The sequence below is a fragment of the Ruegeria sp. AM9 genome (assembly GCF_056540565.1).
This window is the reverse complement of the sequence record NZ_JBQFWY010000003.1, coordinates 368,769-390,923: the sequence shown is the minus strand read 5'-3', so window position 1 is coordinate 390,923 and position 22,155 is coordinate 368,769. Positions and strand designations below refer to the sequence as shown.

Genomic DNA, 22,155 nt, shown 5'->3' with positions numbered 1-22,155 from the left:
GCGCAGGTTCAAGGCCGATGACGGAAAGTTAAGGTTTATTCATCCGCCGGGGGCGCCGATGGCGTCTCGATCCCCGCACGCCGCGCCGCTTCGTTCTGAGCATCGGCATCAAGCGCCTGACGTTGATACACCTGCGAATAGCGGTCCACCTTGAACAGGCGCAGACGGGTCAGGCGACCCTGCTTTCTGCGGAATTCGGCATCTTCGGTCTCAACGACCTGCCGCGTGTTGGACGGTACGCCATAGCGGCTGGAGGCCGTCACCAGCGCCGCATCGGTGGATGGAATGGCCGCATTGGCATTCAGCGCCGCCTCACTGCCGCCCAGCGCCACAATCGCATCCGCCTTCGGATCCGGGTCGGTCAGGTTTGTCCCACCCGGCGTGGGCGCGGGCAGGAATTTGTAATCCTTGGGCTGGGTCAGCGGTTCCACCGGCATCACCGAAAATTCATCCGGCCCCTGTCCCGGGGCTTCAAGGTGACGCAAACCGATATCGGAACATCCCGCAACCGCAAGGGCCAATGTCACAGCAAGTATGGAACGCGGCAACCGCATCAGAGTCTCCAGCCAGTTTCAGGCGCTTTTATCGCATATCACCCGGCGCGTCACGAGGGCTTTTTGCCGTCGAACAACACAAGCCCGATGGCACCCGCAAAGATGAACACATCGGCCAGATTGAACACGAACGGGTTGTTGATGCCGCAACAGGACATGTTGAGGAAATCCAGAACATAGCCATAGAGCACCCGATCCAGCACATTTGCCAGTGCCCCGCCGATCAGCAACCCGCCGCAAAACAGCATCAGCTTGGACGGCAGGGTGCGCATCAGCCAGATCAGCACGCCAATCGAGATGGCCAGAGAGATACCGATCAGCACCCAGCGGGCAGCGTCGGTATCGCCCTGAAACAGACCAAAGTTGATGCCCCGATTCTCGCCGTATTTGAACACCAGCAGGGGCGGCAGCACGTCGATCTCGCCCTCGGCCACGCGCATGACGTGAACGACCAGATACTTGCTGATCTGGTCGATCGCAAACGCAGCCAGCGCGGCCCAGAGCAGAAGGCGGTAGCGCATCAGTGACGGAAATGGCGCATACCGGTGAAGACCATGGCCAGACCGGCCTCATCCGCCGCCGCGATCACTTCGTCATCGCGCATCGAGCCACCGGGTTGGATGACGCAGGTTGCACCCGCCTCGGCTGCCTCCATCAGACCGTCGGGGAAGGGGAAGAACGCGTCCGATGCCACGGCCGAGCCGATGGTCAGCGGCTGGGCCAGACCCAGCACATCGGCCATGCGTTCGGCCTTTTTGGCAGCAATAAGCGCCGAGTCGACGCGGCTCATCTGGCCCGCACCCACGCCCACGGTCGCGCCGTCCTTGACGTAGACGATGGCGTTGGACTTGACGTGTTTCGCCACTTTCCACGCAAACAGCAGGTCGCGCATCTGCTCGTCAGACGGGGCCTTCTTGGTGACGACTTTCAGGTCATCCATGCCGACAAAGCCATTGTCCTTGTCCTGCACCAGCAGGCCACCAGCCACCTGACGCACGGTTTTGCCGCCCGCGGTCACGTCGGGCAGCGCTTCGGTGGTCAGCAGGCGCAGGTTTTTCTTGGCGGCAAAGATCGCCTTGGCCTCGTCCGAGGCACCGGGGGCGATCACCACCTCGGTGAAAATCCCAGTGATCTCCTGCGCGGTTTCTGCATCCAGCGGCTGGTTCAGCGCCACGATGCCGCCAAAGGCCGAGGTACGGTCGCAGTCGAAGGCAGCCTTATAGGCGTCGATCAGCGTGGCACCTGTCGCCACGCCGCAGGGGTTGGCGTGTTTGATGATGGCACAGGCAGCACCTTGCGCCGGGTCAAACTCGGCCACCAGTTCAAAGGCTGCATCGGTGTCGTTGATGTTGTTGTAGCTCAGTTCCTTGCCCTGATGCTGCACGGCGGTCGCCACGCCGGGGCGGTCCGTACCATCGGTGTAGAAGGCCGCCGACTGATGGCTGTTTTCGCCATAGCGCAGGGTCTGTTTCAGCTCACCGGCAAAGGCGCGGCGTTTGGGGGCCTCAAGCGCCAGCGCGCCGGCCAGCCAGTTGGACACGGCGGTGTCATAGGCGGCGGTGCGGGCATAGGCCTTTTGCGCCAGCTTGCGGCGGAATTTCGGGCAGGTCGAACCGTCATGCTGGTCCATGTCACCCAGCAGTTTCTGATAATCCTCGACGTCTACGACGACGTTGACGAACGCATGGTTCTTGGCCGCCGCGCGGATCATCGCCGGGCCGCCGATGTCGATGTTTTCGACACATTCATCGTAATCGGCACCCTTGGCCACGGTAGCCTCGAACGGATAGAGATTCACCACCAGCAGATCGATCGCGCCGATGCCGTGCTCGGTCATCGCCGCCACATGAGTGTCATTGTCACGCAACGCCAGCAGGCCACCATGCACCATCGGGTGCAGGGTTTTCACGCGGCCGTCCATCATCTCGGGGAAGCCGGTGACCTCGCTGACATCCTTTACCGCAAGCCCCGCATCGCGCAGCGCCTTTGCGGTGCCGCCGGTCGACAAAAGCTCGACCCCGCGTTCGGACAGCGCCTGTCCCAGTTCGATCAATCCGGTCTTGTCGGATACGGAAAGCAACGCGCGGCGCACGGGGTGAAGGTCGGTCATGGGTCCAAAGGTCCTTTTGGCGTCAGTCAAACTCGGGCTCGTCCCGGTGCAGGTCGCGCACGGCATAGGCTGTATCCTGTGCCTTGCTCAACGTCCACTGGATGCGGGTCGCATACTCCATTGCGCGCCCGGATAGAACGATCTGTTTTGTCGCGCGGGGCTTTAACCGGCCTTTTTCCAGATAAACGCTTGGTTCGACGGTCAATTTTGCAACGCCGTCATGGCGGAAAACCCAGATCTCGCCGCTTTTGAGCGCCATCGACACCGCCGCACCACCCAGATCAATGGCTGCATCGACGTCGGGATGCAGGTGAAACCGGACGTCATAGCGAATACCCTTGAGGCCCGAGGCATCCATCGCCTTGTCAAACTGCCGCTTGGCCTTGTCGGTGGCGGTCAGCAAAATATCCTCGCCGATCAGTTCGCGCCCGTCAAAGCGCAGCTCGAACGTGCGGGCATGGGTCAAGCCAAAGGTTTTGGTATAGCCGTCATGCCCGACCATGAAGCGCGTGCCCTCGAACGCCTCTTCAAAGTCCACCGGCACATCCTGTGGCGCATCGACCAGCGCCTCGTTTTCGCTGCCGGTCCCTGCGGGGGCCAGCCGGGCGCTGGAATAGCCATCCAGGCACAGGGTCGAATGCGACGGCGTCGCACGGCCTGCCCGCCGCCATTCCGGCCCGAAGCTTTCGCCCGAGCCGCAACTCACAATCAATGGCCGCCGCCCCGAGGTCAGCTCGAACGCGAGGGTCGAGGCATGGGCATTCAGGGACGCGGCCCCCTTGGGCGGCGTGCTGGCATCCACGATCACGCTGGTCCGAGCGGCATAGAGCCGGGAAAACCCCATCGCCAGACCATTCGCGTGCTGCGGTCGAACCCCGCTTTGGGCCAGCGCCTGATCCAGACGGCCTTCGACCCCGCGCCCGCCGCCGTGAAACCGTGCCAGCGCACCATCCGCATGGCGCAGACTGCGCAACGTGGGCGCCATCCGCTTGACCGCATCGGCCTGCGCGGCCGGCGTTCCGCGCCCCAGATCGCTCAGCGCGGCCGAGGTCCAGGACAGCAGGGTGAACACATCCAGCAGTTCTTCGGGGTTGCGGGTGGAAATGCCGCCCCTTGCATCAATCTGTTTTTCGCATTCCTTCGCCAGCGCACGCAGGGCCGGATCGGCCATCTGCTCCAGCCCTTTCAGGGCCAGCCCGGCCTGAACCAGCCCGGCCAGCGCCTCGAACCGCGGCAGCCCCGGCGTGGCGGCGTGCCAGCGTTTGGACAGGAACCATGTCTGCTGCGCCAACGCGCGAAAGAACAGTTTGGTCTGCATGTCATCCGCCCCACGCAGCAGGAACGCCGCGTGATTGATCCAGCGCATCACCCGCCGTCCGGTCAGATCGGGCGCCCATCCCGGCCCTTGCCCGCGGCCATGCGCGTCAATCCAGCCCCAGACCCAGCGATGCGCCTTGTCCCGCGCCCGCATGTCCCCCACAGCGGCCAGATCGTCGAGCCAGGCAAAACCGTGGCGTTCATTGTCAAATCCGGTGCTGGGCGCGGTGACGTCCCACAGGTTGGTATCCTCTGCCTCGACCAGATATCCGGCAAACAGCAGATTGCCCGCCACCAGCTGCCGCCCGCGCGCGAAGGAACCGACAGTGCGCGGCTCGGGCTCGGACACAAACCCGGTGACCGCCTTGCGCCGCTGGCTGAGCCGCGCATAGAGACGGTTCTGGAACCGCACCCACCGGTTGGTCATGGTATCTGAGTTTGACATGACGCTCGTTACTCTGCCCCTTGCGCTCTGCTGGCGCTTGAGACCCAACGATAGACCGCCCAGATCGTCAAGTCACCGAAAAGCGTCGCGTCAGGCGGATTTGGTCAGGCAGGCCATGTAGAACCCGTCCATCCCACCGCGATCCGCCCAATAATCGGGCCGCAGGCGCAGGCCGCCCTCTTCGGTGATCCAGTCCGGGTCGACCCCGGCAATGTTCAGCGCATCACGATTCACCGACATGTCCGGGTATTGCTCCAGCGCCTCTTCTATCTGAACCTCACCCTCATCAGGCAGCAAGGAGCAGGTGCAATAGACCAGTCGCCCGCCGGGTTTCAGCAGCGTCCAGGCATGGGCCAGCATCTGGGCCTGCAATTCGATCAGCCCGCCGAATTCCGAGCCGTCCTTGGCAAAGGGCAGGTCCGGGTGACGGCGGATTGTGCCGGTGGCCGAACAGGGTGCGTCCAACAGGATGGCATCGTACTGGCCCTTATGTTCCAACGCATCACCCGCAATGACGTCGGCCTTCAGACCGGTGCGTTTAAGGTTTTCCCGCACCCGCTCCAGCCGCGTTTCCGAGATATCCAGCGCGGTTACCTTGGCCCCGGCTGCGGCCAGTTGCAGCGTCTTGCCCCCCGGCGCGGCGCAGAGGTCCAGCACGGTTTCCCCGGGTTTCGGCGCCAGCACCTGCACCGGCAAAGCCGCCGCCGCGTCCTGCACCCACCAGTCGCCGGCGTTGAACCCCGGCAGGGCCGAGACCTGCCCCGCATCCTGCACCCGCAGCGACCCGGTCGGCAGCGCGTCTCCGGGGCCGCTCGGCCCCGGCTTTACGGTGATATCCAGCGGAGCACCGGCAAAATGAGCCTGTTCCATGCCTGCGATAGCCTCAGCACCCCACGCCATAATCAAAGGCTCGCGCAGCCATTCCGGCAGGCGCGGCACCCGCATCTTGGGCCACGCGCCCGGTCCTTCGGCGGCCACTTTGCGCAGAACCGCATTCACCAAGCCCTTGAGGCGGCCATGCTTGCGCGAGCGGCCCACGATCTCGACCATGGAATTGACCACACCATGGGCGGCCTCTCCGTGGCACAGCTCGACCGCGCCAAGGCGCAGGGCATTGTGCACGGTCAGCGCAGGCGTCCGGTTCAGGTGGTTGTCCAACAGACGGTCGGCCCGTTCCAACCCGCGTAGTGTCTCAAGCGTCAGGCGCTGCGCCCGCGCGCGGTCTTCAGGGTCCAGCCGGTCCAGCGCACCTGCGGCCAGACATTCGGACAGCAACCGGCCTTCTCCCAGAATCTGATCCAGCAGATAGATCGCGCTGCGTCGCGCCGCTGTTGCGTTGTCGGACATGGAACCGCCTTTGATGTGACCCTCGCCCGCATTGCCAATTGCGGACGGGGGCGTATATCAAGACCCTGCACGGAAAGGAACCCGATGTCATGAGTGACGACCGCAAAGACCTGCCCCCTGCCGCCCAGCGCGCCTTGGCCGAGGCCGAAGAGCGCCGCAAGAAGGCCGAAGCCGAGGCGAAGAAAATGCCCAAGGAGCTGGGCGGGCGCGACGGTCCCGATCCGGCCCGCTATGGCGATTGGGAAAAGAAGGGCATCGCGATCGACTTCTGATCGCTCAGCCCCGCAGCGCCTGCAGGAAATCGTCAATCAACGCGCGCTGCTTTTTGGATTGCGCGCGATCCTCGGGCCAGGTCAGCCAATAGCCGTCCTTCGTGTTCAGCGCGGGCAGGTCCAGACGCCGCAAGCGCCCGGCTTGCAGATCGGCACGGGCCAGAGGTCCGGACCCCAGCGCCACGCCCATCCCCTGCCGCGCCGCCGACACCGCGTGTTCCATCGAATCGAAACTGATTACCGAGGGCGGCAGATCGCCATGGCCGGTCTTGCGCGCCCAGTCGCGCCAGCCGGGCCGCTCACCGCGCAGGTCAATCAACGGCGCGCCCCAGTCGACATTGGGGGCGGCCATCGGCGCCAGTACTTCCGCAGCAATCAGCGCGGCCTCGCGACCCGGCCATGCGCCGCGCCCGTAGCGGATTTGTAGCCATGTGCGCTCCTCGTCCAGCGATGACCGCCGCGCGACCGAATCCGTCATGAAACGCACCTTGGGGCGCATCTGCTGAAAGCGGGGAATGGCCGGAACCACAAGCGCGTGAATGTTCGACGACAGACCCGCCACACGCAGTTCTCGCGGGGATTTGCCGAACAGGTCTTCGGTGTTGCGCTCCAGCGCCTGCAAACTGTTCTGAACCAGCGGCAGGTAGCTTTCGCCCTCGACCGTCAGCGACACACCCCGCGCCTCGCGTACGAACAATGTCCGCCCCAGCCAGGCCTCAAGGTTCGCGATCCGCTGGCTGACTGCCGCCTGAGTCAGCCCGAACTCCTTTGCGGCGGCGGAAAATCCACCTAAGCGCCCGGCTGCTTCGAAAACACGCAGCCAGTCCAGCGGCGGCAATCCGATCTTTTTCTTAGCCATTAGTTTTTCCAAGCCTCAGTCGCAATAAGGATTAATTGTCGTAATGCCACGGGGCGCGTATTTCCTCAAGCAAAGCCGCGCTGAACAGGAGACCCCCCATGCTGCGCACCGCCACCCATGACGCCTCGGTCGTGACCGTCGAATTTGACACCGGCACCCTGGCCCGCTTCCACGCCATCTGGCTACGCGACAACGCGCTGGACCCCGAGACCCGCGCGCCGGGCAACGGTCAGCGCCTGATCACCATCGGCGATATTCCCGCCGACATTTCGATCAGCGCTGCCGAGGTTCTGAACGGCGATCTCAGCGTTACCTTCCAGCCCGAAGACAAAACCGCGACCTTCCCCGCCGCTTGGCTGGCCGATCACATCTATGACCGTGACGCGGCGCAAGACATCGGTCGCATCGCCCCCGGCATCACCACATGGGAACGGGGCATCGATGCGCCCAGCGCAGATTGGGACGCGGTGCACGCCAACCTCACCGCCAAGCGCGACTGGCTGGCCGCCGTGGCCGAGTTCGGCTTTGCCAAGCTGACCAACGGCCCGTCTGAGCCGGAATCGCTGCTGAAAGTGGCCGATCTGTTCGGCTATGTCCGTCAGACCAATTACGGCCCCTATTTCGAAGTCCGGACCGAGGTGAACCCGACCAACCTCGCCTATACCGGGCTGGGCTTGCAGGCCCATACCGACAATCCCTATCGCGACCCGGTGCCGACGCTGCAAATCCTCTATTGTCTGGAAAACAGCGCCGAGGGGGGCGACTCGATCGTGGTCGACGGCTTCCGCGCCGCCGAGAAACTGCGCGAACAGAACCCCGAAGGCTTTGCCCTGCTGGCGGGTTACCCGGCGCGGTTCGAATACAAAGGCTCGGACGGGGTCTGTCTGCGATCACGTCGCCCGATGATCGAACTGTCGCCGGACGGAGAACTGGTCGGTATCCGATTCAACAACCGCTCGACCGCGCCGCTGGTCGATATCCCGTTCGACCGGATGGAGGCCTATTACGCCGCCTACCGCCAGTTGGGCGAGATCATCGACGACCCGGCGATGGGCGTATCGTTCAAGTTGGAACCGGGTGAAAGCTTTATCGTCGACAACACCCGTGTTCTGCACGCGCGCCTGGGCTATTCCGGCGCTGGATCACGCTGGTTGCAGGGCTGTTACGCCGACAAAGACGGGCTGCTGTCGACACTGGCGGCAATGGACATGGCTCAACCGGAGGCGGCGGAATGAAACCGGATTTTTCGACCCTGAACCGGGACAATATCGTCGCTTTCATCGGCGACATCTTCACCCGCCGCGGTGGAGAGGAATATCTGGGCGAACCCGTCACCATGGCTGAACACATGCTGCAAGGCGCCACCATCGCCGAACAGAACGGGATGCCCGAGGAAATCATCGTCGGCGCGCTGCTGCACGATATCGGCCATTTCACGTCCGAGTTCGGCACCTATCACCCCGACGACACCGAAGACCGCCATCACGAGGATGCGGGCGCGGCGGTGTTGGAACAGTTCTTCCCCTCGGTCATCACCGATTGCTGCCGTTACCACGTGGCGGCCAAACGGTATCTCTGCGCCACCAAGCCCGAGTATTTCAACCGCCTGTCCGACGCCTCGGTCCACACGCTGGAACTGCAGGGCGGCCCAATGAGCGCCGAGGAAGTGGCCGAATTCGAGGTCAACCCGAACTTGAAAGAGATCATTCAGGTCCGCTATCTGGACGAAGCGGGCAAGCGCGCTGATATGGAAACACCCGACTTTGCGCATTTCGCACCGATGGTGCAGCGCATGGTCGACAAACATTTGGTTACGTCATGAACGCGCCGGAATATATCTTTGAGGCCAGCACCAAGCCCTCGTTGCCGTGGCACGAGGTTCCGCTGATCCGCGCCACCGACGAGTCGGTCAAGGGCTATGGTTGTCTGGTGGATGATCCCGAAACCTTCGAGATCGAAATCACCCGCTGGCCGCAGCAAGGCTGGCGTCCCATCGACGAGGGCACCGGCGACGAGGGCGGCTGGGTCGAGGGCACGTTCCACGGCGAATGGAAGGGCGATGTGCTCTATGGCCGGAACGAAGCGGTAAACGGCCACTATGTTCTGGGCTGGTCCACCGATCCGCAGCAGGCGCAGGCGGAACGGCAAACCGCACCACGGGATCAGGTGTTGTTGTGGCATATGAACTACCACCCCGATGGCGGACAGATGTTCTGGCCGCTGGACAACAAGCCCTTCATCATCCCCGCTGCCCTGCCTGGGGACAACCTGACGCCCGAAAAGGTGGTGGCCTTCTGGTGCGATGGCTCGCGCGGGCTCTATATCCACCCCGGCATCTGGCATGAGGGGATTTTCCCCGTTGAGGACAATCAGCGCTTCCTTGATCGGCAGGGCGCGGTCCACGCGCGGGTCAGCGCGGATATCGGCAAGGAATTCGGTGTCTACCTCGCCTGCCCGTTGCGGGCGGACAAGATCAGGGACCTCTGATACCGCTTTCAGAATCCCTTAACCCTTGCCGCCGACATCTGTGTTACGCTCGACCCACGTCCAATGGGTACGGGAGCCATCAGATGGGACTGAACAGACGCAAAGTTGTCCAGTTGGGAACCGCGGCAACGGTCGGAACGCTGCTGCCGCGCGTCTCGCTTGCGGCGGCAGACCGGAATGAGGCGTTCGAACAGAGCTTTAGCGAGACGCTCACGCGCCTGAAAGCGTTATTCGCAGAGCTTGGGTTCACTGAATCCGAACCGCTGTCGATTGTATCGGGGGACGCAGAGTATAACGGTGGGCTGCGGCACGATTTCGATCAATCCGCCCTGCCGTCCAATGCCTTTGTCATCCAACCCTTGGCGCGGCTAGCGGATGTGGACGAGCAACACCGCCCTGACGTGCTGCCCCTGTTCCACGAGGTCGGCTGTCACCCCGCGAATGCCGATGGTGAGGCCACGACCCGCCTGATGATGCGCCTATTGACCGAGGGGTTCGGCCTCGACCCGGCGCGCATCGCCTTTGTCAGCGTGCCACAATCTGACGACATGCGCCCAGTGCTGGACGAGATGGGCCTGCCTTTTGCCGAAAAAGTCTTGCTGCGAGACGAGGCCGAAGCCCTGGCGGCCCGCGATGCCTCCGGCTTTTTCTTCCCCGATCCGTTTGGTGAAGACTACATCGTGACAATGGGCGTCTATTACCGTGTGGGGCAAACGGATGAACCCGCCCCCGGCACCTATCCCCCATCGGCCAACTGGACTGAGATTGGTGAGATTGTGATCGGCGGAGAAGCAGCCCCGTTAGGAATTTCCATCGGGGCCGAGCGCCTGACATATTCAGTGACCGGTCAGTTCCCAACCTGGGATCAGCGGCTGGACGCATTGTTCGCACAAGTCGAACTGGACGGCGCAGAGGCGCCGGGTCTGACCGCGTTCCGGTGACGGGGCTTACAACCCCAACACATCCACCATGTCATATTGACCAGGCGCCTTGCCCTGCCCCCACAGCGCCGCTTTCAGCGCGCCACGGGCAAAGATGGCGCGGTCGGTGGCCAGATGGCGCAGCACGATGCGTTCGCCGGGAGCTGCAAACAGGACGTCGTGTTCGCCGACGATGTCGCCACCGCGAATGGCGTGAAAACCGATATTGCCGCGTTGACGCGCGCCGGTGATGCCGTCGCGGCCCCGATCGGACACGTCCGCCAGATTGACCCCGCGCCCTTCGGCGGCGGCCTCACCCAGCATCAATGCGGTGCCCGAGGGCGCATCGACCTTGTGATGGTGGTGGCCTTCGATCACCTCGATGTCGAAATCTTCGTCCAGCGCAGCGGCGACCTTTTTGGTCAGTTGCACCAGAAGGTTGACGCCCAGGCTCATGTTTCCGGCCCGTACGATCACCGCGTGACGCGCCGCCGGTTCCAGCGCCGCGATCTGTTCGTCGCTCATGCCGGTGGTGCCGATCACATGCACGCAGCGCGCCTGCGCCGCCAGGGCGGCAAATTCCAGCGTCGCCTCGGGCGCGGTGAAGTCGATCACCGCCTGCGCCTGCGCAAACGCCTCCAGCGGGTCATCGGTGACTTTGACGCCCAGCGCGGGGCCGCCCATCGCCGTGCCCACGTCCTGACCGATCCAGTCATGGCCGGCGCGTTCCACCACACCGACCAGACGCGCCTGATCGCTGTCTGTCACGGTTTTGATCAGCATCTGCCCCATACGGCCCGAGGCCCCTGTGATGACGATCCCCGGAATATGGGTCATTGCGCTGGTCCCTTTCATAAAGTCGGCTCAAAGCCTCCTACCCCGTTCGCGCCCGCTTGGCAAAGCCCCGCTTTGCGCTTAGATCGGGGGTATGGCAAAGAACAAATTTCACGATGGCCCCGGCCCGTCCCAACGGCAACTGCGCGTCGGCGAACTGATCCGCCGCACCCTGTCCGAGGTTCTGGCGCGCGGAGATGTCCACGACCCCGACCTGAACCGCATGTCGATCACCGTGGGTGAGGTACGCACCTCGCCCGATCTGAAGATCGCCACAGCCTATGTGCTGCCCTTGGGCGGCAAGGGGCAAGAGGACGTGATCGACCTGCTGGCCCGCAACAAGGGAGAGCTGCGGCGCGTGATCGGCAAGAAGCTGAACCTGAAATTCTCACCCGATCTGCGGTTCCGGCTGGATGATACGTTCGATCGTCTGGACGATACCCGCCGCATGTTCGAACAGGACGCGGTGCGCCGCGATCTGGACGAGTGATCCGCGCACTGGCCACTTTGGGCGCGGTCCTCTGGGCGGCGCAAGCCTCTGCGGTTAGCTGTGAAAAGCTGACCCATGAGGACAAGCGGTACACCATCTGCGAGGTGGACGCCGCATCCGAAGACCTGCGCCTGTTCCTGAACGATGAAAACGGCGATCTGCTTGGGCATTTCTCCTCGGTGAACGAGGCGCTGGCCCCTGGCGGCAAACGGCTGGCCTTTGCAATGAACGCTGGCATGTATCACGACGACCGCTCGCCCGTCGGCCACTATGTCGAAGAGGGTCACGAGCAGATGCGGGTGATCCCGAACCCCGGCCCCGGCAATTTCGGTCTGCTGCCCAACGGTGTGTTCTGCATCCGCGACGGCCGCGCCGATGTGTTCGAAACGCTGGACTATCTCGACCAGACGCCCGGCTGCCGCTTTGCCACCCAATCCGGCCCGATGCTGGTGATCGACGGAGAGCTGCATCCGCGCTTCTTGCCCGATTCGACCTCGCGCTATGTGCGCAACGGGGTGGGCACCAGCGCCGACGGCACGCGCGCGGTGTTTGCGATCTCGGACGATTACGTCACTTTCCACGAGTTCGGCAGCCTGTTTCGGGATGCTCTGGACATGCCGAACGCGCTGTTTCTGGATGGCAATATCTCGCGGATGTACGAGCGGGCGGGCAACCGGTCTGACGTGGGCTTCTCGCTGGGGCCGATTGTAGGTGTGGTCGAGGACGTCCCGACAAATTGACAGCGGCAGGGTGATCCGCTAGGCCGCGCGCCTCGGCAAGAATCTAGGTGAAGCATGGGACGCAAACGCAAGGGTCGCGACATTTCCGGTTGGCTGGTGGTGGACAAGCCTGCGGGCATGACCTCGACCGCCGTGGTCAACAAAGTGCGTTGGGCGATGGACGCCAAGAAAGCGGGCCATGCGGGCACGCTGGACCCCGAAGCCACCGGCGTTCTGGCCGTGGCTTTGGGTGAGGCGACCAAGACCGTTCCATACATCACCGACGCATTGAAAGCCTACACCTTCACCGTGCGGCTGGGTCAGGCCACCAATACCGATGACGCCGAGGGCGAGGTGATTGCGGAAAGCGATGCGCGCCCCTCGGATGACGATATCAAGCAGGCGCTGGCCCCGTTTCTGGGCGACATCATGCAGGTGCCACCCAAGTTCTCGGCCGTGAAGATCGACGGCCAACGCGCCTATAAACTGGCCCGCGATGGTGAGGATGTGGAGCTGTCCGCTCGGCCTCTGTGGGTCGAGGAACTGATCCTGGTCGACCGCCCGGACGAGGACCATGTCGTGCTGGAAATGACCTGCGGCAAGGGCGGCTATGTCCGTTCGATCGCGCGTGATCTGGGCGCGGCTTTGGGATGCCACGGCCACGTCAAGGAACTGCGCCGCATCTGGTCGGGTCCGTTCGAAGTCGAAGACGGGATGACCATCGAGCAGATCGACGAGATGGCCAAGACCGAGGCGCTGGACGACTACCTGCATCCGCTGGAAACCGGCCTCGCCGACCTGCCCGAGTTGAAATGCACCCCCGAGGGCGCCACCCGCCTGCGCAACGGCAATCCGGGCATGGTGCTGGCCTCGGACGTGGAATATGGCGATGAAGCCTGGGCCTCGCTGGATGGCAAGGCGGTCGCCGTGGGCATCTATAAATCCGGCGAATTGCATCCCAGCCGGGTGTTCGTCGCCTGAACGGCGTGTTAGGCGGGTGACATGATCACCCGTTCGCATACCAAGGGCGACGCGCCCTCGACCGCCATCTATTCCGATTGCGAGAAATATCGTTACAGCCTGACCCGCGCCTGGGACGCGGGCGGACGCAAGGCGCTTTTTGTGATGCTGAACCCGTCGACCGCGACCGAGGTTCAGAACGACCCCACGGTGGAACGCTGCGAACGCCGCGCGCGGGCGCTGGGGTTCGGGGCGTTTCAGGTGACCAACATCTTTGCCTGGCGCGACACCGACCCGCGCAAGATGCGTGCCGCCGTTGATCCGGTGGGGCCTGAAAACGACGCCGCGATTCTGGATGGTGTTGAGTGGGCTGATCAGGTCATTGCCGCTTGGGGGACCCATGGCGCACATCTCGACCGCGGCCCGGCGGTCGAAACCCTGCTGCGCAGCACCGGCCAGCCGCTGTTCCATCTGGGGCTAACCAAGGACGGACACCCGAAACATCCGCTCTATATTGCCTACACGCAACAACCCGAAGCGTGGTGACAAAGGGTTAACCACAAGATCAGTCCGGCTTTGACCAAGTGCCTGATCACATGAGACATTTACCCTCGGGCCAGTGCGTTCACGGAGGGTTCCCATGTTTTTGGTCGGATTGCTTGGACTGGCCGCCGTCGGTGGCGCCGCCTACGCCATGAGCGACGTTTTCGTGCCCGAAGACGAGCCCGAAGAGGACGATATCACCGAAGACCAGATCGATGAGGTGACCGAGGGCAATTTCCTCGAGATCGATAACAGCGCCAAAGACCCTTCGACCCCGGATGAGACCGGTGCGGAGGACGATACCGCCGAGACCGAAGACCCCGCCCCATCAACCGGCACCATTATCTCGGAATTCCAGGGCGATCTGATCATTGCCGGGACCGAGGATGCAGATATCCTGACCGGGCAGGATGGCGTCGATCAGATCAACGGTTTTGGCGCGGATGACGTGATCCACGGCGGCGGCGGCAATGACGTGCTGCACGGGGGGGGAGGCGCCGACACCATTTCGGGCGGGGATGATGACGACATTCTTCACGGCGAGGCCGGCGATGACCTGCTGAACGGGGATGACGGCGACGATAAGCTCTATGGCCATTTCGGCGCGGATCAGCTGGATGGCGGTGCGGGCGACGACGCGCTGCATGGCGGGCAGGACGACGACACGCTGGACGGTGGCAAAGGCGATGACGCGCTGCATGGCGGCTATGGCGACGACACGCTGCGCGGCGGCGCGGGTGAGGATGTATTGTTCGGTGGGGACGGCGATGACCTTCTGACCGGCGAAGATGGCGAGGGCGAACAAGCCCGCGATTTCCTGAATGGCGGCGCCGGAGAGGACACGATTCTGGCCGAGGGCGGGGATATCGTCACCGGCGGCGATGACGCTGATGACATCATCCTCGACCCCGAGGCCGAGGATGAGGCCGTGACGGTGATGGATTTCCAGCCCGGGCAGGACAAGCTGTTCGTGTCCTGGGACGGTGCCGAAGACCCCGATATCCGGATCGAGCAGGACGCCGAGAACGAAAACCTGACCCATGTGCTGATCGACGGGCAGGACGTGGCGCAATTGCTGGGGGCCGAGGGACTGACCGCCGATGACATCCAGCTGATTTCTGAGGCCGAGCTGGCGCAGCTGACTGCACTGGGCTGACCGGGCAGAATCCCTTTGCCATTTGCCGCAAATGCGCTTATACGCGCGCATCCGCATCGGAATCGGTGCGGTTTTCTCCATGGGCCTGTGCTGGACGACATCCCGGCCTGCGCCATCAACTCTAACCTTTAAAGGAGACCCCGATGTCGATTACTGCCGCTGAAAAAGCACGCGTCATGAAAGAATTCGGCACCAAAGAGGGCGACACCGGTTCGCCTGAAGTCCAGGTTGCCATCCTGACCTCGCGCATCACCACCCTGACCGAGCACTTCAAGACCCACAAGAAAGACAACCACGGTCGTCGCGGTCTGCTGAAAATGGTCGCCCAGCGCCGCAAGCTGCTGGACTACCTGAAGGGCAAGGAAGAAGCACGCTATCAGGACCTGATCAAAAAGCTGGGCATCCGCCGCTAAGCGCTTTTTGCACAAGATCTGAAACCGGTTTACCGGTTTTACGCCCGCCGATTTGGCGGGCGTTTTTTTGTTGGTCGATACAAAGCCGACGTGGTGTTCAATCCGGATGCGCGCGTTCATATTCCATGCGCGCGGTCTTAACCTCATCCATTTGCTCGTGAGACCAGTACACAAGCGGCTTGAGCAGCTCCAGCAGGCTGCGACCCAAAGGCGTCAACGCGTAGGATACCGCAACGGGCGGGCCAGGATCGACTGTCCGCGTCAGATAGCCATCGCGCTGCAAGCCGCGCAGGTTCTCCGTCAGCACCCGTTGCGTCACATCGCCGATACAGCGTTTCAGCTCTCCAAATCGCTTCGGCTCATCTTCCAGCGCGAGAATAATGATCATGCGCCATTTGCCGGTCACGTTGGACAGAACCGAACGGATCGAGCAGTTTGACGCTTCGGCTTTGCTGTTGACGCCGATAGGGAGCATGTGAGCCTCTGGTGCGCAATTGATACTTGAAGCGATCATAATACCCAAACCGCACAATTCAACCGCCTGTTTTTCAACACAGTATCCTTAAAGTAACCACGTGACTAAAAAGTGCGTAATTGATATGTGGTGCGTTTTTAATACTAACTATTGCCACAACTCGAATCATCAGGAACTGACCCATGACCCCGAAAGAGCTTGTCCTCGCCCTGTTCTCGGCCGCCTTCATCGAACACGACCCCGACGCCGCACGCCAGCTGGTAACGGCCGACTATGTCCAGCACAATCCACAGGTTCCGACCGGGGCGGACGGGCTGATAGGTTTGATCCCGCTGGTCGCACAATCCGGCATGACCGCCACAACCCATCGCGTGATCACCGAAGGCGACATGGTCGTGTTGCACAACACCTATGACAATGCCGATGCGTTTGGCGCGTCCTCGCTTGCGGCTTTTGACATTTTCCGCGTGCAAGACGGAAAGGTTGTCGAACATTGGGACAACCTGCAGCCCATCCCCGAAACAACCGCGTCAGGGCGCGGCATGACGGACGGGCCGACCGAGATCGCCGACCGCGACAAAACGCAGGAAAACAAGGCACTGGTCCTGGGCTTCGTGCGCGACGTTCTGGGGGGCGCTGCGCCCGAGAACGTCACAGATTACATGGATCCCGAGGTATACATGCAGCACAACCCCTCAATCGACGACGGTTTGTCGGGGTTGATGGCCGCGATCGAGGCCTTTGCTGCGCAGGGCATGGTGATCACCAAGTTCGAACCGCAATTCGCTGTCGCCGAGGGCAATTTCGTGTTTGTGGCAACAGATGCCACCATGGGCGGCGAGCCTTGGGCGTTCTTCGATCTGTGGCGGGTCGAAGATGGAAAAATCGTTGAACATTGGGATGTCGTGTCACCCATTCCCGCCGAAATGGCGCATGGCAACGGCAAATTCTGAACCCTGCCAGTTGACCCATAAGGTCAAAAAGAAACGCCCGCCATTTGGCGGGCGTTTGCTTTCCCAATGGACGGGTTACATCTTCGCCCGTTCCGACTTCAGCGCCAGCCACAGGCAGTAGCACATCATCAGAACCACCAGCGTAAACGGAATGCCCGTCGAAACCGCCGCGCCCTGCAAAGCCGAGAGGCCTCCGCCCAGCAACAATGCGATGGCCACGAGGCCCTCCAGCGTGCACCAGAACACCCGCTGAACAACAGGCGCGTCCATTTTGCCGCCTGCGGTAATCGTATCGATTACCAGCGAGCCGGAATCAGACGAGGTGACAAAGAACACCACGATCAGAACCAGCGCGATCGGAGCCACGATGCTGTATAGCGGCAGCTCTTTCAGGAAGCCGAACAGCGCGCCCTCGGGGGCGTAGCTGTCGATCACCGTGGCACGGACACCGTCGGCTCCGCCAGCGTTCAGCATGTCGATAGCGGCACCGCCAAAGGTCGACATCCACAGCGCACAGACAGCGGTCGGGGCCAGCAGTGCGCAGAGGATAAATTCACGGACTGTACGGCCCTTGGAAATACGGGCGATGAACATGCCCACAAAGGGCGACCATGCGATCCACCAGGCCCAGTAGAAGGTCGTCCAGCCGTGGAAGTAACTGGTATCCTCACGCCCGAACGGGTTGGACAAGGCCGGCAGGTGCGTCACGTAATCCACCATGACGTTGAAATACCGCGCAATAGCCGTGCCGACACCGGTGACAACGATCACGAAGATGAACAGGCCCACGGCCATGATCATGTTGATCTCGCTCAGCCGTTTGACGCCCGCATCCATGCCCATCAGGACCGAGCCCAGCGCGATCAGCGTGATCCCGATGATCAGCAGCACGGTGACTGTGGGGCTTGGTTCGATGCCGAACACCTCATTCAGGCCAGCCGCGACCTGCTGCGCGCCCAGACCCAGCGAGGTCGTCAGGCCAAACAGCGTCGCAAACACCGCCAGCGTGTCGATGATGTGACCCCACCAGCCCCAGACGCGCTCGCCCAGCAATGGGTAGAACGCAGACCGCAGGGTCAACGGCAAATCGAGGTTATAGGCAAAAATCGCTAGACTGAGGCCGACAGCGGCGTAAACCGCCCAACCTTCCAGGCCCCAATGGTGAATGGTGCCGACGATACCGGCATATTCATTGCCCGGAACCGCAATATCGATGCCCAGCGGCACGGCATTCCCGTCCTCGGCAAAGTTGTAATAAACCGGTTCCATGACGCCGAAGAACAGCAGCCCGATGCCGATACCGGCCGCAAACATCATCGCGATCCATCCGGCATAGGAATAGTCGGGCTTGGCATCCTTGCCGCCAATCCTAACCTTGCCGACGGGCAGAACGATCAGGACCAGACAGAACAGGGTGATAGCGTCGACCGAGAGCACCAGAAACCAGTCGAACGTGCTGGTCAGCCAGGGCCGAAGCCAGCCAAAGAAGGTCGCCGCAGCTTCCTGATTGGCCAATGCGATCAGAACGAAGGCAAAGATCAGGATACTGGATATCAGGAAGACCGGATTGTGAATGTCCAGACCGAACGGGCGGACGTTATCCTGCCCCAGTTCGTACTCTGTTTCGAAATCATAGATCCGCGGATCCGGATCCAGCATTTTCTTACTTTGAGCCATTCGATGCCCCTCTGTTCGCCAGATGCAAACGCCAAGGTATTCGTGCGGCCGACGGATATGAGTGTTCTGCCCCTGGCGCGTTTCCGTCCATTCGACCGCGGGTTCAGTGGTAAAAGCCTACACTGCAATCACTTTTTCACAAAACGCATTCACGCATGAGAATGTATCGACCTCTCGACACCCCCTTGCACACAACTCTCCTTCAGGTAGTTTCGCGCTTCGATACTTAGGTGATTTTGGCTGACATTTCCCCCGTGATACTAATCCTCAACTCTCTTTTGCTGTCGTTCCGAGTGATGTTGCGCATGATCGTCCCGGTCCTTGTGATCAGTATTGCCTCGACTGTTGTCTGGGCGGTTTTGGGTATCTTCACGCTCGGGATGGCCAGCCATGTCAGTGAGCCGATCACAACCGCCTTTTTCACCCTGTTTGGCATACGCGCAGCGCTGGAACTGAAAGGGGATACCCGACCCACGGATTACCGAGCCATGGTCTTGTATGCGGCGATGTACGGGTTGTTCTGCGCTGCGGCCCTGATCGTACTGGCGCTTGTGGTCAATCTGTCCGCAGTGGCTTTTGCCATGTGGCAGGTCGGAGAGCCCCTTTCATGGGCCGCAATTCAGGATGCCGCAGAAGCCACGCAAATCGCGTTTGCATTCATTGCCCTGGGCAGCAGCATGATCGTGATGTCCTTTGTGTTGGCCGCGTTCTATGCGGTCATGGCCGTGCCCATGGCCAGCGCTGCACATTCCGCTGGTCACCGCACCCCAAGTCACGCCTTTTTCAACGGTTTCGGGCGCAGTTTTGTTCCCCTGTTCTGCGTGTTTTTCGTCTCGATCTTCCTGCAGCTGTATTTCGGGTTTTTCACCGCCTTGTACGCCCTGTTGCCGATCCTTCTGTCGGTTGTCTCGATCCTTACCACGCAGAGTTTGCCAAATTTCGACCTCGAGATCATTCTGCGAGGGGTCGCCGCAAGCGGCGCGTTGCTGTGGCTGTATTCCTGGCTCTGGTCGATCGCGGCGCTGGCGTTTCTGAAATTCCAGGCCACCGACGCAGAAGACCCGGCCCAGTCGTCCGGTGCAGAATCCGCACAAGACATCCGGGCATTGCGTAAATCGCGTGAGCGGTCCGTATAAGGCACGATCGCGCCAATCCAGCGCTTATCGGCGCCATCCACCGTGCGGTTTTGCTTTCCTTTGACCGCAATCTCATGTATGCGCGCGATATCTGAGACGTTGTGCCCTGACCCCGGCACTCAGACCGAGATAAAGTGGGGTCGGCGGCAATGGGGCCGCCATGCAAAACGGGAGACCCGGAGGGCCGGGAGTGCTCCCTTCTAGGATACGCATATGTTTGATGTAACAAAGAAATCTATGCAGTGGGGCGAAGAGACGCTCACACTGGAAACCGGCAAGGTTGCCCGTCAGGCCGACGGCAGCGTGATCGCCACACTGGGTGAGACCAGCGTCATGGCGAACGTGACCTTTGCGCGGGCTCAAAAACCCGGTCAGGACTTTTTCCCGCTGACCGTCCACTATCAGGAAAAATACTATGCCGCCGGTAAGGTTCCGGGTGGCTTCTTCAAGCGCGAGGCGCGCCCGACCGAGAAAGAGACGCTGACTGCGCGTCTGATCGACCGTCCGATCCGCCCGCTGTTCGTTGATGGCTTCAAGAACGAAGTTCTGGTGATGTGCACCGTGCTGAGCCACGATCTGGTCAACGACCCCGACATCGTCGCGATGATCGCTGCCTCTGCTGCGCTGACAATCTCGGGCGCGCCGTTCCGCGGCCCGATCGCCGGTGCCCGCGTTGGGTTTGAGGATGGTGAATACGTTCTGAACCCAACCGTCGATGACATGCAGGACCTGCGCCTGAACCCTGAACAGCGTCTGGATCTGGTTGTTGCCGGCACCAAAGACGCCGTGATGATGGTTGAATCGGAAGCCTACGAACTGTCCGAGGCGGAAATGCTGGGCGCGGTGAACTTTGCGCATGAGCAGATCCAGCCGGTCATCGACCTGATCATCAGCCTCGCCGAAGAAGCCGCAAAAGAGCCGTTCGACTTCCAGGCACCGGATTACTCCGAACTGTCCGCTGCCGTTAAGGCCGCCGGTGAAGAGCAGATGCGCGCCGCGTTCGCAATCACCGACAAGCAAGAGCGCACCGCCGCTGTCGCCGCTGCCCGTGAAGCGATCAAGGAAGCGCTGACCGAAGAGCAGCTGGAAGACGGCAACCTCGGTTCCGCAATGAAAAAGCTGGAAGCTGGCATTCTGCGCGGCGACGTCGTCAAGGGCGGCAAGCGGATCGACGGTCGTTCGACCACCGATATCCGTTCGATCGTTGCAGAAACCTCGATGCTGCCCCGTACCCATGGTTCCGCCCTGTTCACCCGTGGTGAAACGCAGGCTCTGGCCGTAACAACGTTGGGCACCGGTGACGACGAACAGTTCATCGACGCTCTGCACGGCAACTTCAAATCGAACTTCCTGCTGCACTACAACTTCCCTCCGTATTCGGTTGGTGAAGTTGGCCGCGTCGGTGGCCCGGGCCGTCGTGAGATCGGCCACGGCAAGCTGGCATGGCGCGCCCTGCAGGCGGTTCTGCCTGCGGCGACCGACTTCCCCTACACGATCCGCATCGTGTCCGAGATCACCGAATCCAACGGCTCCAGCTCGATGGCGTCGGTCTGCGGCGGTTCGCTGTCGATGATGGATGCGGGTGTTCCGCTGAAAGCACCGGTTGCCGGTGTGGCCATGGGGCTGATCCTGGAAGATGACGGCGAGTACGCCATCCTGTCGGACATTCTGGGTGACGAAGACCACCTGGGCGACATGGACTTCAAAGTGGCGGGAACCGAAAACGGCATTACCTCGCTGCAGATGGACATCAAGGTTGCCGGCATCACGCCCGAGATCATGGAAAAAGCCCTGGCGCAAGCCAAGGACGGCCGGATGCACATCCTGGGTGAGATGGGCAAAGCCCTGTCCGAGACCAACGAATTCTCGGTCCACGCCCCGCGCATCGAGACCATGAACATCCCCACCGACAAGATCCGCGAAGTGATCGGCTCGGGCGGTAAGGTTATCCGCGAGATCGTGGAAACCTCGGGTGCCAAGGTCGACATCAACGACGACGGCGTCATCAAGATCGCCTCGCCCGATGGTGAATCGATCAAGAAGGCTTATGAGATGATCCACTCGATCGTGGCCGAGCCGGAAGAGGGTCAGGTTTACACCGGTAAGGTCGTGAAGATCGTCGATTTCGGTGCCTTCGTGAACTTCTTTGGCAAGCGCGACGGTCTGGTCCACGTGTCCCAGATCGAAAACCGCCGCCTGAATCATCCGTCGGACGTTCTGAAGGAAGGTCAGGAAGTAAAGGTCAAGCTGCTGGGCTTTGACGATCGCGGCAAGGTCCGCCTGTCGATGAAAGTTGTCGATCAGGAAACCGGCGAAGAGATCGTGCCCGAGAAGAAAGAAAAGAAAGAGGAAAGCGCAGAGTAATCTGTTCTTTTTTCAAGTTACAAAGGCCTCGGTGGAAACGCCGGGGCCTTTTTTGTGGCAGGGTGCCTTGGATTGGGCGGGCTTCGTCAAGGCCTGATTTCCCGCATAAACTTCGGTTCAATTC

The 22,155-nt window shown here is 61.7% G+C and carries 23 protein-coding genes; 14 read left to right on the top strand and 9 right to left on the bottom strand.

What is annotated here, in order from left to right; all coding sequences use genetic code 11:
- Positions 1-35: 35 nt before the first annotated feature.
- From ACR0DO_RS09210 to ACR0DO_RS09190, 5 genes are all read right to left on the bottom strand, one after another.
- Positions 36-554, bottom strand: a complete 519-nt coding sequence (locus ACR0DO_RS09210; RefSeq protein ID WP_170443945.1) for a DUF3035 domain-containing protein — start codon at positions 552-554, stop codon at positions 36-38.
- A gap of 50 nt (positions 555-604) precedes the next feature.
- Positions 605-1,075 (bottom strand): signal peptidase II, encoded by a 471-nt coding sequence (gene lspA / locus ACR0DO_RS09205; protein WP_480558125.1) that lies wholly within the window; start codon positions 1,073-1,075, stop codon positions 605-607.
- Positions 1,075-2,664 (bottom strand): bifunctional phosphoribosylaminoimidazolecarboxamide formyltransferase/IMP cyclohydrolase, encoded by a 1,590-nt coding sequence (purH, locus tag ACR0DO_RS09200; RefSeq protein WP_480558123.1) that lies wholly within the window; start codon positions 2,662-2,664, stop codon positions 1,075-1,077. Before purH ends, lspA begins: the two co-directional genes overlap by 1 nt.
- Before the next feature lie 22 nt (positions 2,665-2,686).
- Positions 2,687-4,426 carry a heparinase II/III family protein gene (locus tag ACR0DO_RS09195; RefSeq protein WP_480558121.1) on the bottom strand — a complete coding sequence of 580 codons (1,740 nt, stop codon included), beginning with the start codon at positions 4,424-4,426 and terminating at the stop codon, positions 2,687-2,689.
- A gap of 90 nt (positions 4,427-4,516) precedes the next feature.
- Positions 4,517-5,773, bottom strand: a complete 1,257-nt coding sequence (locus ACR0DO_RS09190; protein ID WP_480558119.1) for an RsmB/NOP family class I SAM-dependent RNA methyltransferase — start codon at positions 5,771-5,773, stop codon at positions 4,517-4,519.
- Between the two features lie 89 nt (positions 5,774-5,862).
- On the opposite strand from ACR0DO_RS09190, the gene ACR0DO_RS09185 reads away from it, so the two are divergent.
- Positions 5,863-6,045 (top strand): DUF1674 domain-containing protein, encoded by a 183-nt coding sequence (locus ACR0DO_RS09185; RefSeq protein WP_113791212.1) that lies wholly within the window; start codon positions 5,863-5,865, stop codon positions 6,043-6,045.
- 4 nt (positions 6,046-6,049) lie between these two features.
- Here the strand turns inward: ACR0DO_RS09185 and ACR0DO_RS09180 are convergent, their stop codons facing one another.
- The gene (locus ACR0DO_RS09180; RefSeq protein WP_480558117.1) at positions 6,050-6,904 is read right to left on the bottom strand and encodes a LysR family transcriptional regulator; all 855 of its coding nucleotides are present in this window, start codon (positions 6,902-6,904) and stop codon (positions 6,050-6,052) included.
- Positions 6,905-7,002: 98 nt separating this feature from the next.
- On the opposite strand from ACR0DO_RS09180, the gene tmpA reads away from it, so the two are divergent.
- The 4 genes from tmpA (at position 7,003) to ACR0DO_RS09160 (ending at position 10,332) form a co-directional block, all read left to right on the top strand.
- Positions 7,003-8,139, top strand: a complete 1,137-nt coding sequence (gene tmpA, locus ACR0DO_RS09175) for a 2-trimethylaminoethylphosphonate dioxygenase (RefSeq protein ID WP_480558115.1) — start codon at positions 7,003-7,005, stop codon at positions 8,137-8,139.
- Positions 8,136-8,726 carry a (R)-1-hydroxy-2-trimethylaminoethylphosphonate oxygenase gene (tmpB, locus tag ACR0DO_RS09170; protein WP_480558113.1) on the top strand — a complete coding sequence of 197 codons (591 nt, stop codon included), beginning with the start codon at positions 8,136-8,138 and terminating at the stop codon, positions 8,724-8,726. The genes tmpA and tmpB overlap by 4 nt, the downstream gene beginning before the upstream one ends.
- Positions 8,723-9,391 (top strand): ureidoglycolate lyase, encoded by a 669-nt coding sequence (locus ACR0DO_RS09165; protein ID WP_480558111.1) that lies wholly within the window; start codon positions 8,723-8,725, stop codon positions 9,389-9,391. The genes tmpB and ACR0DO_RS09165 overlap by 4 nt, the downstream gene beginning before the upstream one ends.
- 83 nt (positions 9,392-9,474) lie before the next feature.
- Positions 9,475-10,332 carry a hypothetical protein gene (locus tag ACR0DO_RS09160; protein ID WP_480558109.1) on the top strand — a complete coding sequence of 286 codons (858 nt, stop codon included), beginning with the start codon at positions 9,475-9,477 and terminating at the stop codon, positions 10,330-10,332.
- Positions 10,333-10,338: 6 nt separating this feature from the next.
- Here the strand turns inward: ACR0DO_RS09160 and dapB are convergent, their stop codons facing one another.
- Positions 10,339-11,148 (bottom strand): 4-hydroxy-tetrahydrodipicolinate reductase, encoded by an 810-nt coding sequence (gene dapB / locus ACR0DO_RS09155; RefSeq protein ID WP_170443965.1) that lies wholly within the window; start codon positions 11,146-11,148, stop codon positions 10,339-10,341.
- Positions 11,149-11,239: 91 nt separating this feature from the next.
- On the opposite strand from dapB, the gene rbfA reads away from it, so the two are divergent.
- From rbfA to rpsO, 6 genes are all read left to right on the top strand, one after another.
- The gene (gene rbfA, locus ACR0DO_RS09150; RefSeq protein ID WP_170401134.1) at positions 11,240-11,635 is read left to right on the top strand and encodes a 30S ribosome-binding factor RbfA; all 396 of its coding nucleotides are present in this window, start codon (positions 11,240-11,242) and stop codon (positions 11,633-11,635) included.
- On the top strand, positions 11,632-12,375 hold the full coding sequence (locus ACR0DO_RS09145) for a phosphodiester glycosidase family protein (RefSeq protein ID WP_480558107.1): 744 nt from the start codon (positions 11,632-11,634) through the stop codon (positions 12,373-12,375). Before rbfA ends, ACR0DO_RS09145 begins: the two co-directional genes overlap by 4 nt.
- A gap of 54 nt (positions 12,376-12,429) precedes the next feature.
- Positions 12,430-13,335, top strand: a complete 906-nt coding sequence (gene truB, locus ACR0DO_RS09140; RefSeq protein ID WP_480558105.1) for a tRNA pseudouridine(55) synthase TruB — start codon at positions 12,430-12,432, stop codon at positions 13,333-13,335.
- A 21-nt stretch (positions 13,336-13,356) separates the two neighbouring features.
- Positions 13,357-13,860 carry a DUF1643 domain-containing protein gene (locus tag ACR0DO_RS09135; protein WP_480558103.1) on the top strand — a complete coding sequence of 168 codons (504 nt, stop codon included), beginning with the start codon at positions 13,357-13,359 and terminating at the stop codon, positions 13,858-13,860.
- A gap of 94 nt (positions 13,861-13,954) precedes the next feature.
- Positions 13,955-15,013, top strand: a complete 1,059-nt coding sequence (locus ACR0DO_RS09130) for a calcium-binding protein (protein WP_480558101.1) — start codon at positions 13,955-13,957, stop codon at positions 15,011-15,013.
- Between the two features lie 143 nt (positions 15,014-15,156).
- Positions 15,157-15,426: a 30S ribosomal protein S15 gene (gene rpsO, locus ACR0DO_RS09125; protein WP_170379357.1), complete on the top strand. Its 270-nt coding sequence runs from the start codon at positions 15,157-15,159 to the stop codon at positions 15,424-15,426.
- Between the two features lie 97 nt (positions 15,427-15,523).
- On the opposite strand, the gene ACR0DO_RS09120 is transcribed toward rpsO, so the two are convergent.
- Positions 15,524-15,901 (bottom strand): winged helix-turn-helix transcriptional regulator, encoded by a 378-nt coding sequence (locus ACR0DO_RS09120; protein ID WP_170443975.1) that lies wholly within the window; start codon positions 15,899-15,901, stop codon positions 15,524-15,526.
- A gap of 182 nt (positions 15,902-16,083) precedes the next feature.
- Here ACR0DO_RS09120 and ACR0DO_RS09115 point away from each other — a divergent pair, with 182 nt between their 5' ends.
- Entirely contained in the window at positions 16,084-16,854 is a 771-nt protein-coding gene (locus ACR0DO_RS09115) for a nuclear transport factor 2 family protein (RefSeq protein ID WP_170443977.1), read from the top strand.
- A gap of 75 nt (positions 16,855-16,929) precedes the next feature.
- On the opposite strand, the gene ACR0DO_RS09110 is transcribed toward ACR0DO_RS09115, so the two are convergent.
- Entirely contained in the window at positions 16,930-18,531 is a 1,602-nt protein-coding gene (locus ACR0DO_RS09110) for a BCCT family transporter (protein ID WP_480558099.1), read from the bottom strand.
- A 296-nt stretch (positions 18,532-18,827) separates the two neighbouring features.
- On the opposite strand from ACR0DO_RS09110, the gene ACR0DO_RS09105 reads away from it, so the two are divergent.
- Both ACR0DO_RS09105 and pnp read left to right on the top strand, forming a co-directional pair.
- Complete coding sequence (locus ACR0DO_RS09105; RefSeq protein WP_480558097.1) at positions 18,828-19,667, top strand: hypothetical protein; 840 nt, start codon at positions 18,828-18,830, stop codon at positions 19,665-19,667.
- A gap of 213 nt (positions 19,668-19,880) precedes the next feature.
- Positions 19,881-22,031 carry a polyribonucleotide nucleotidyltransferase gene (gene pnp, locus ACR0DO_RS09100; RefSeq protein WP_170443984.1) on the top strand — a complete coding sequence of 717 codons (2,151 nt, stop codon included), beginning with the start codon at positions 19,881-19,883 and terminating at the stop codon, positions 22,029-22,031.
- Positions 22,032-22,155: the final 124 nt, after the last annotated feature.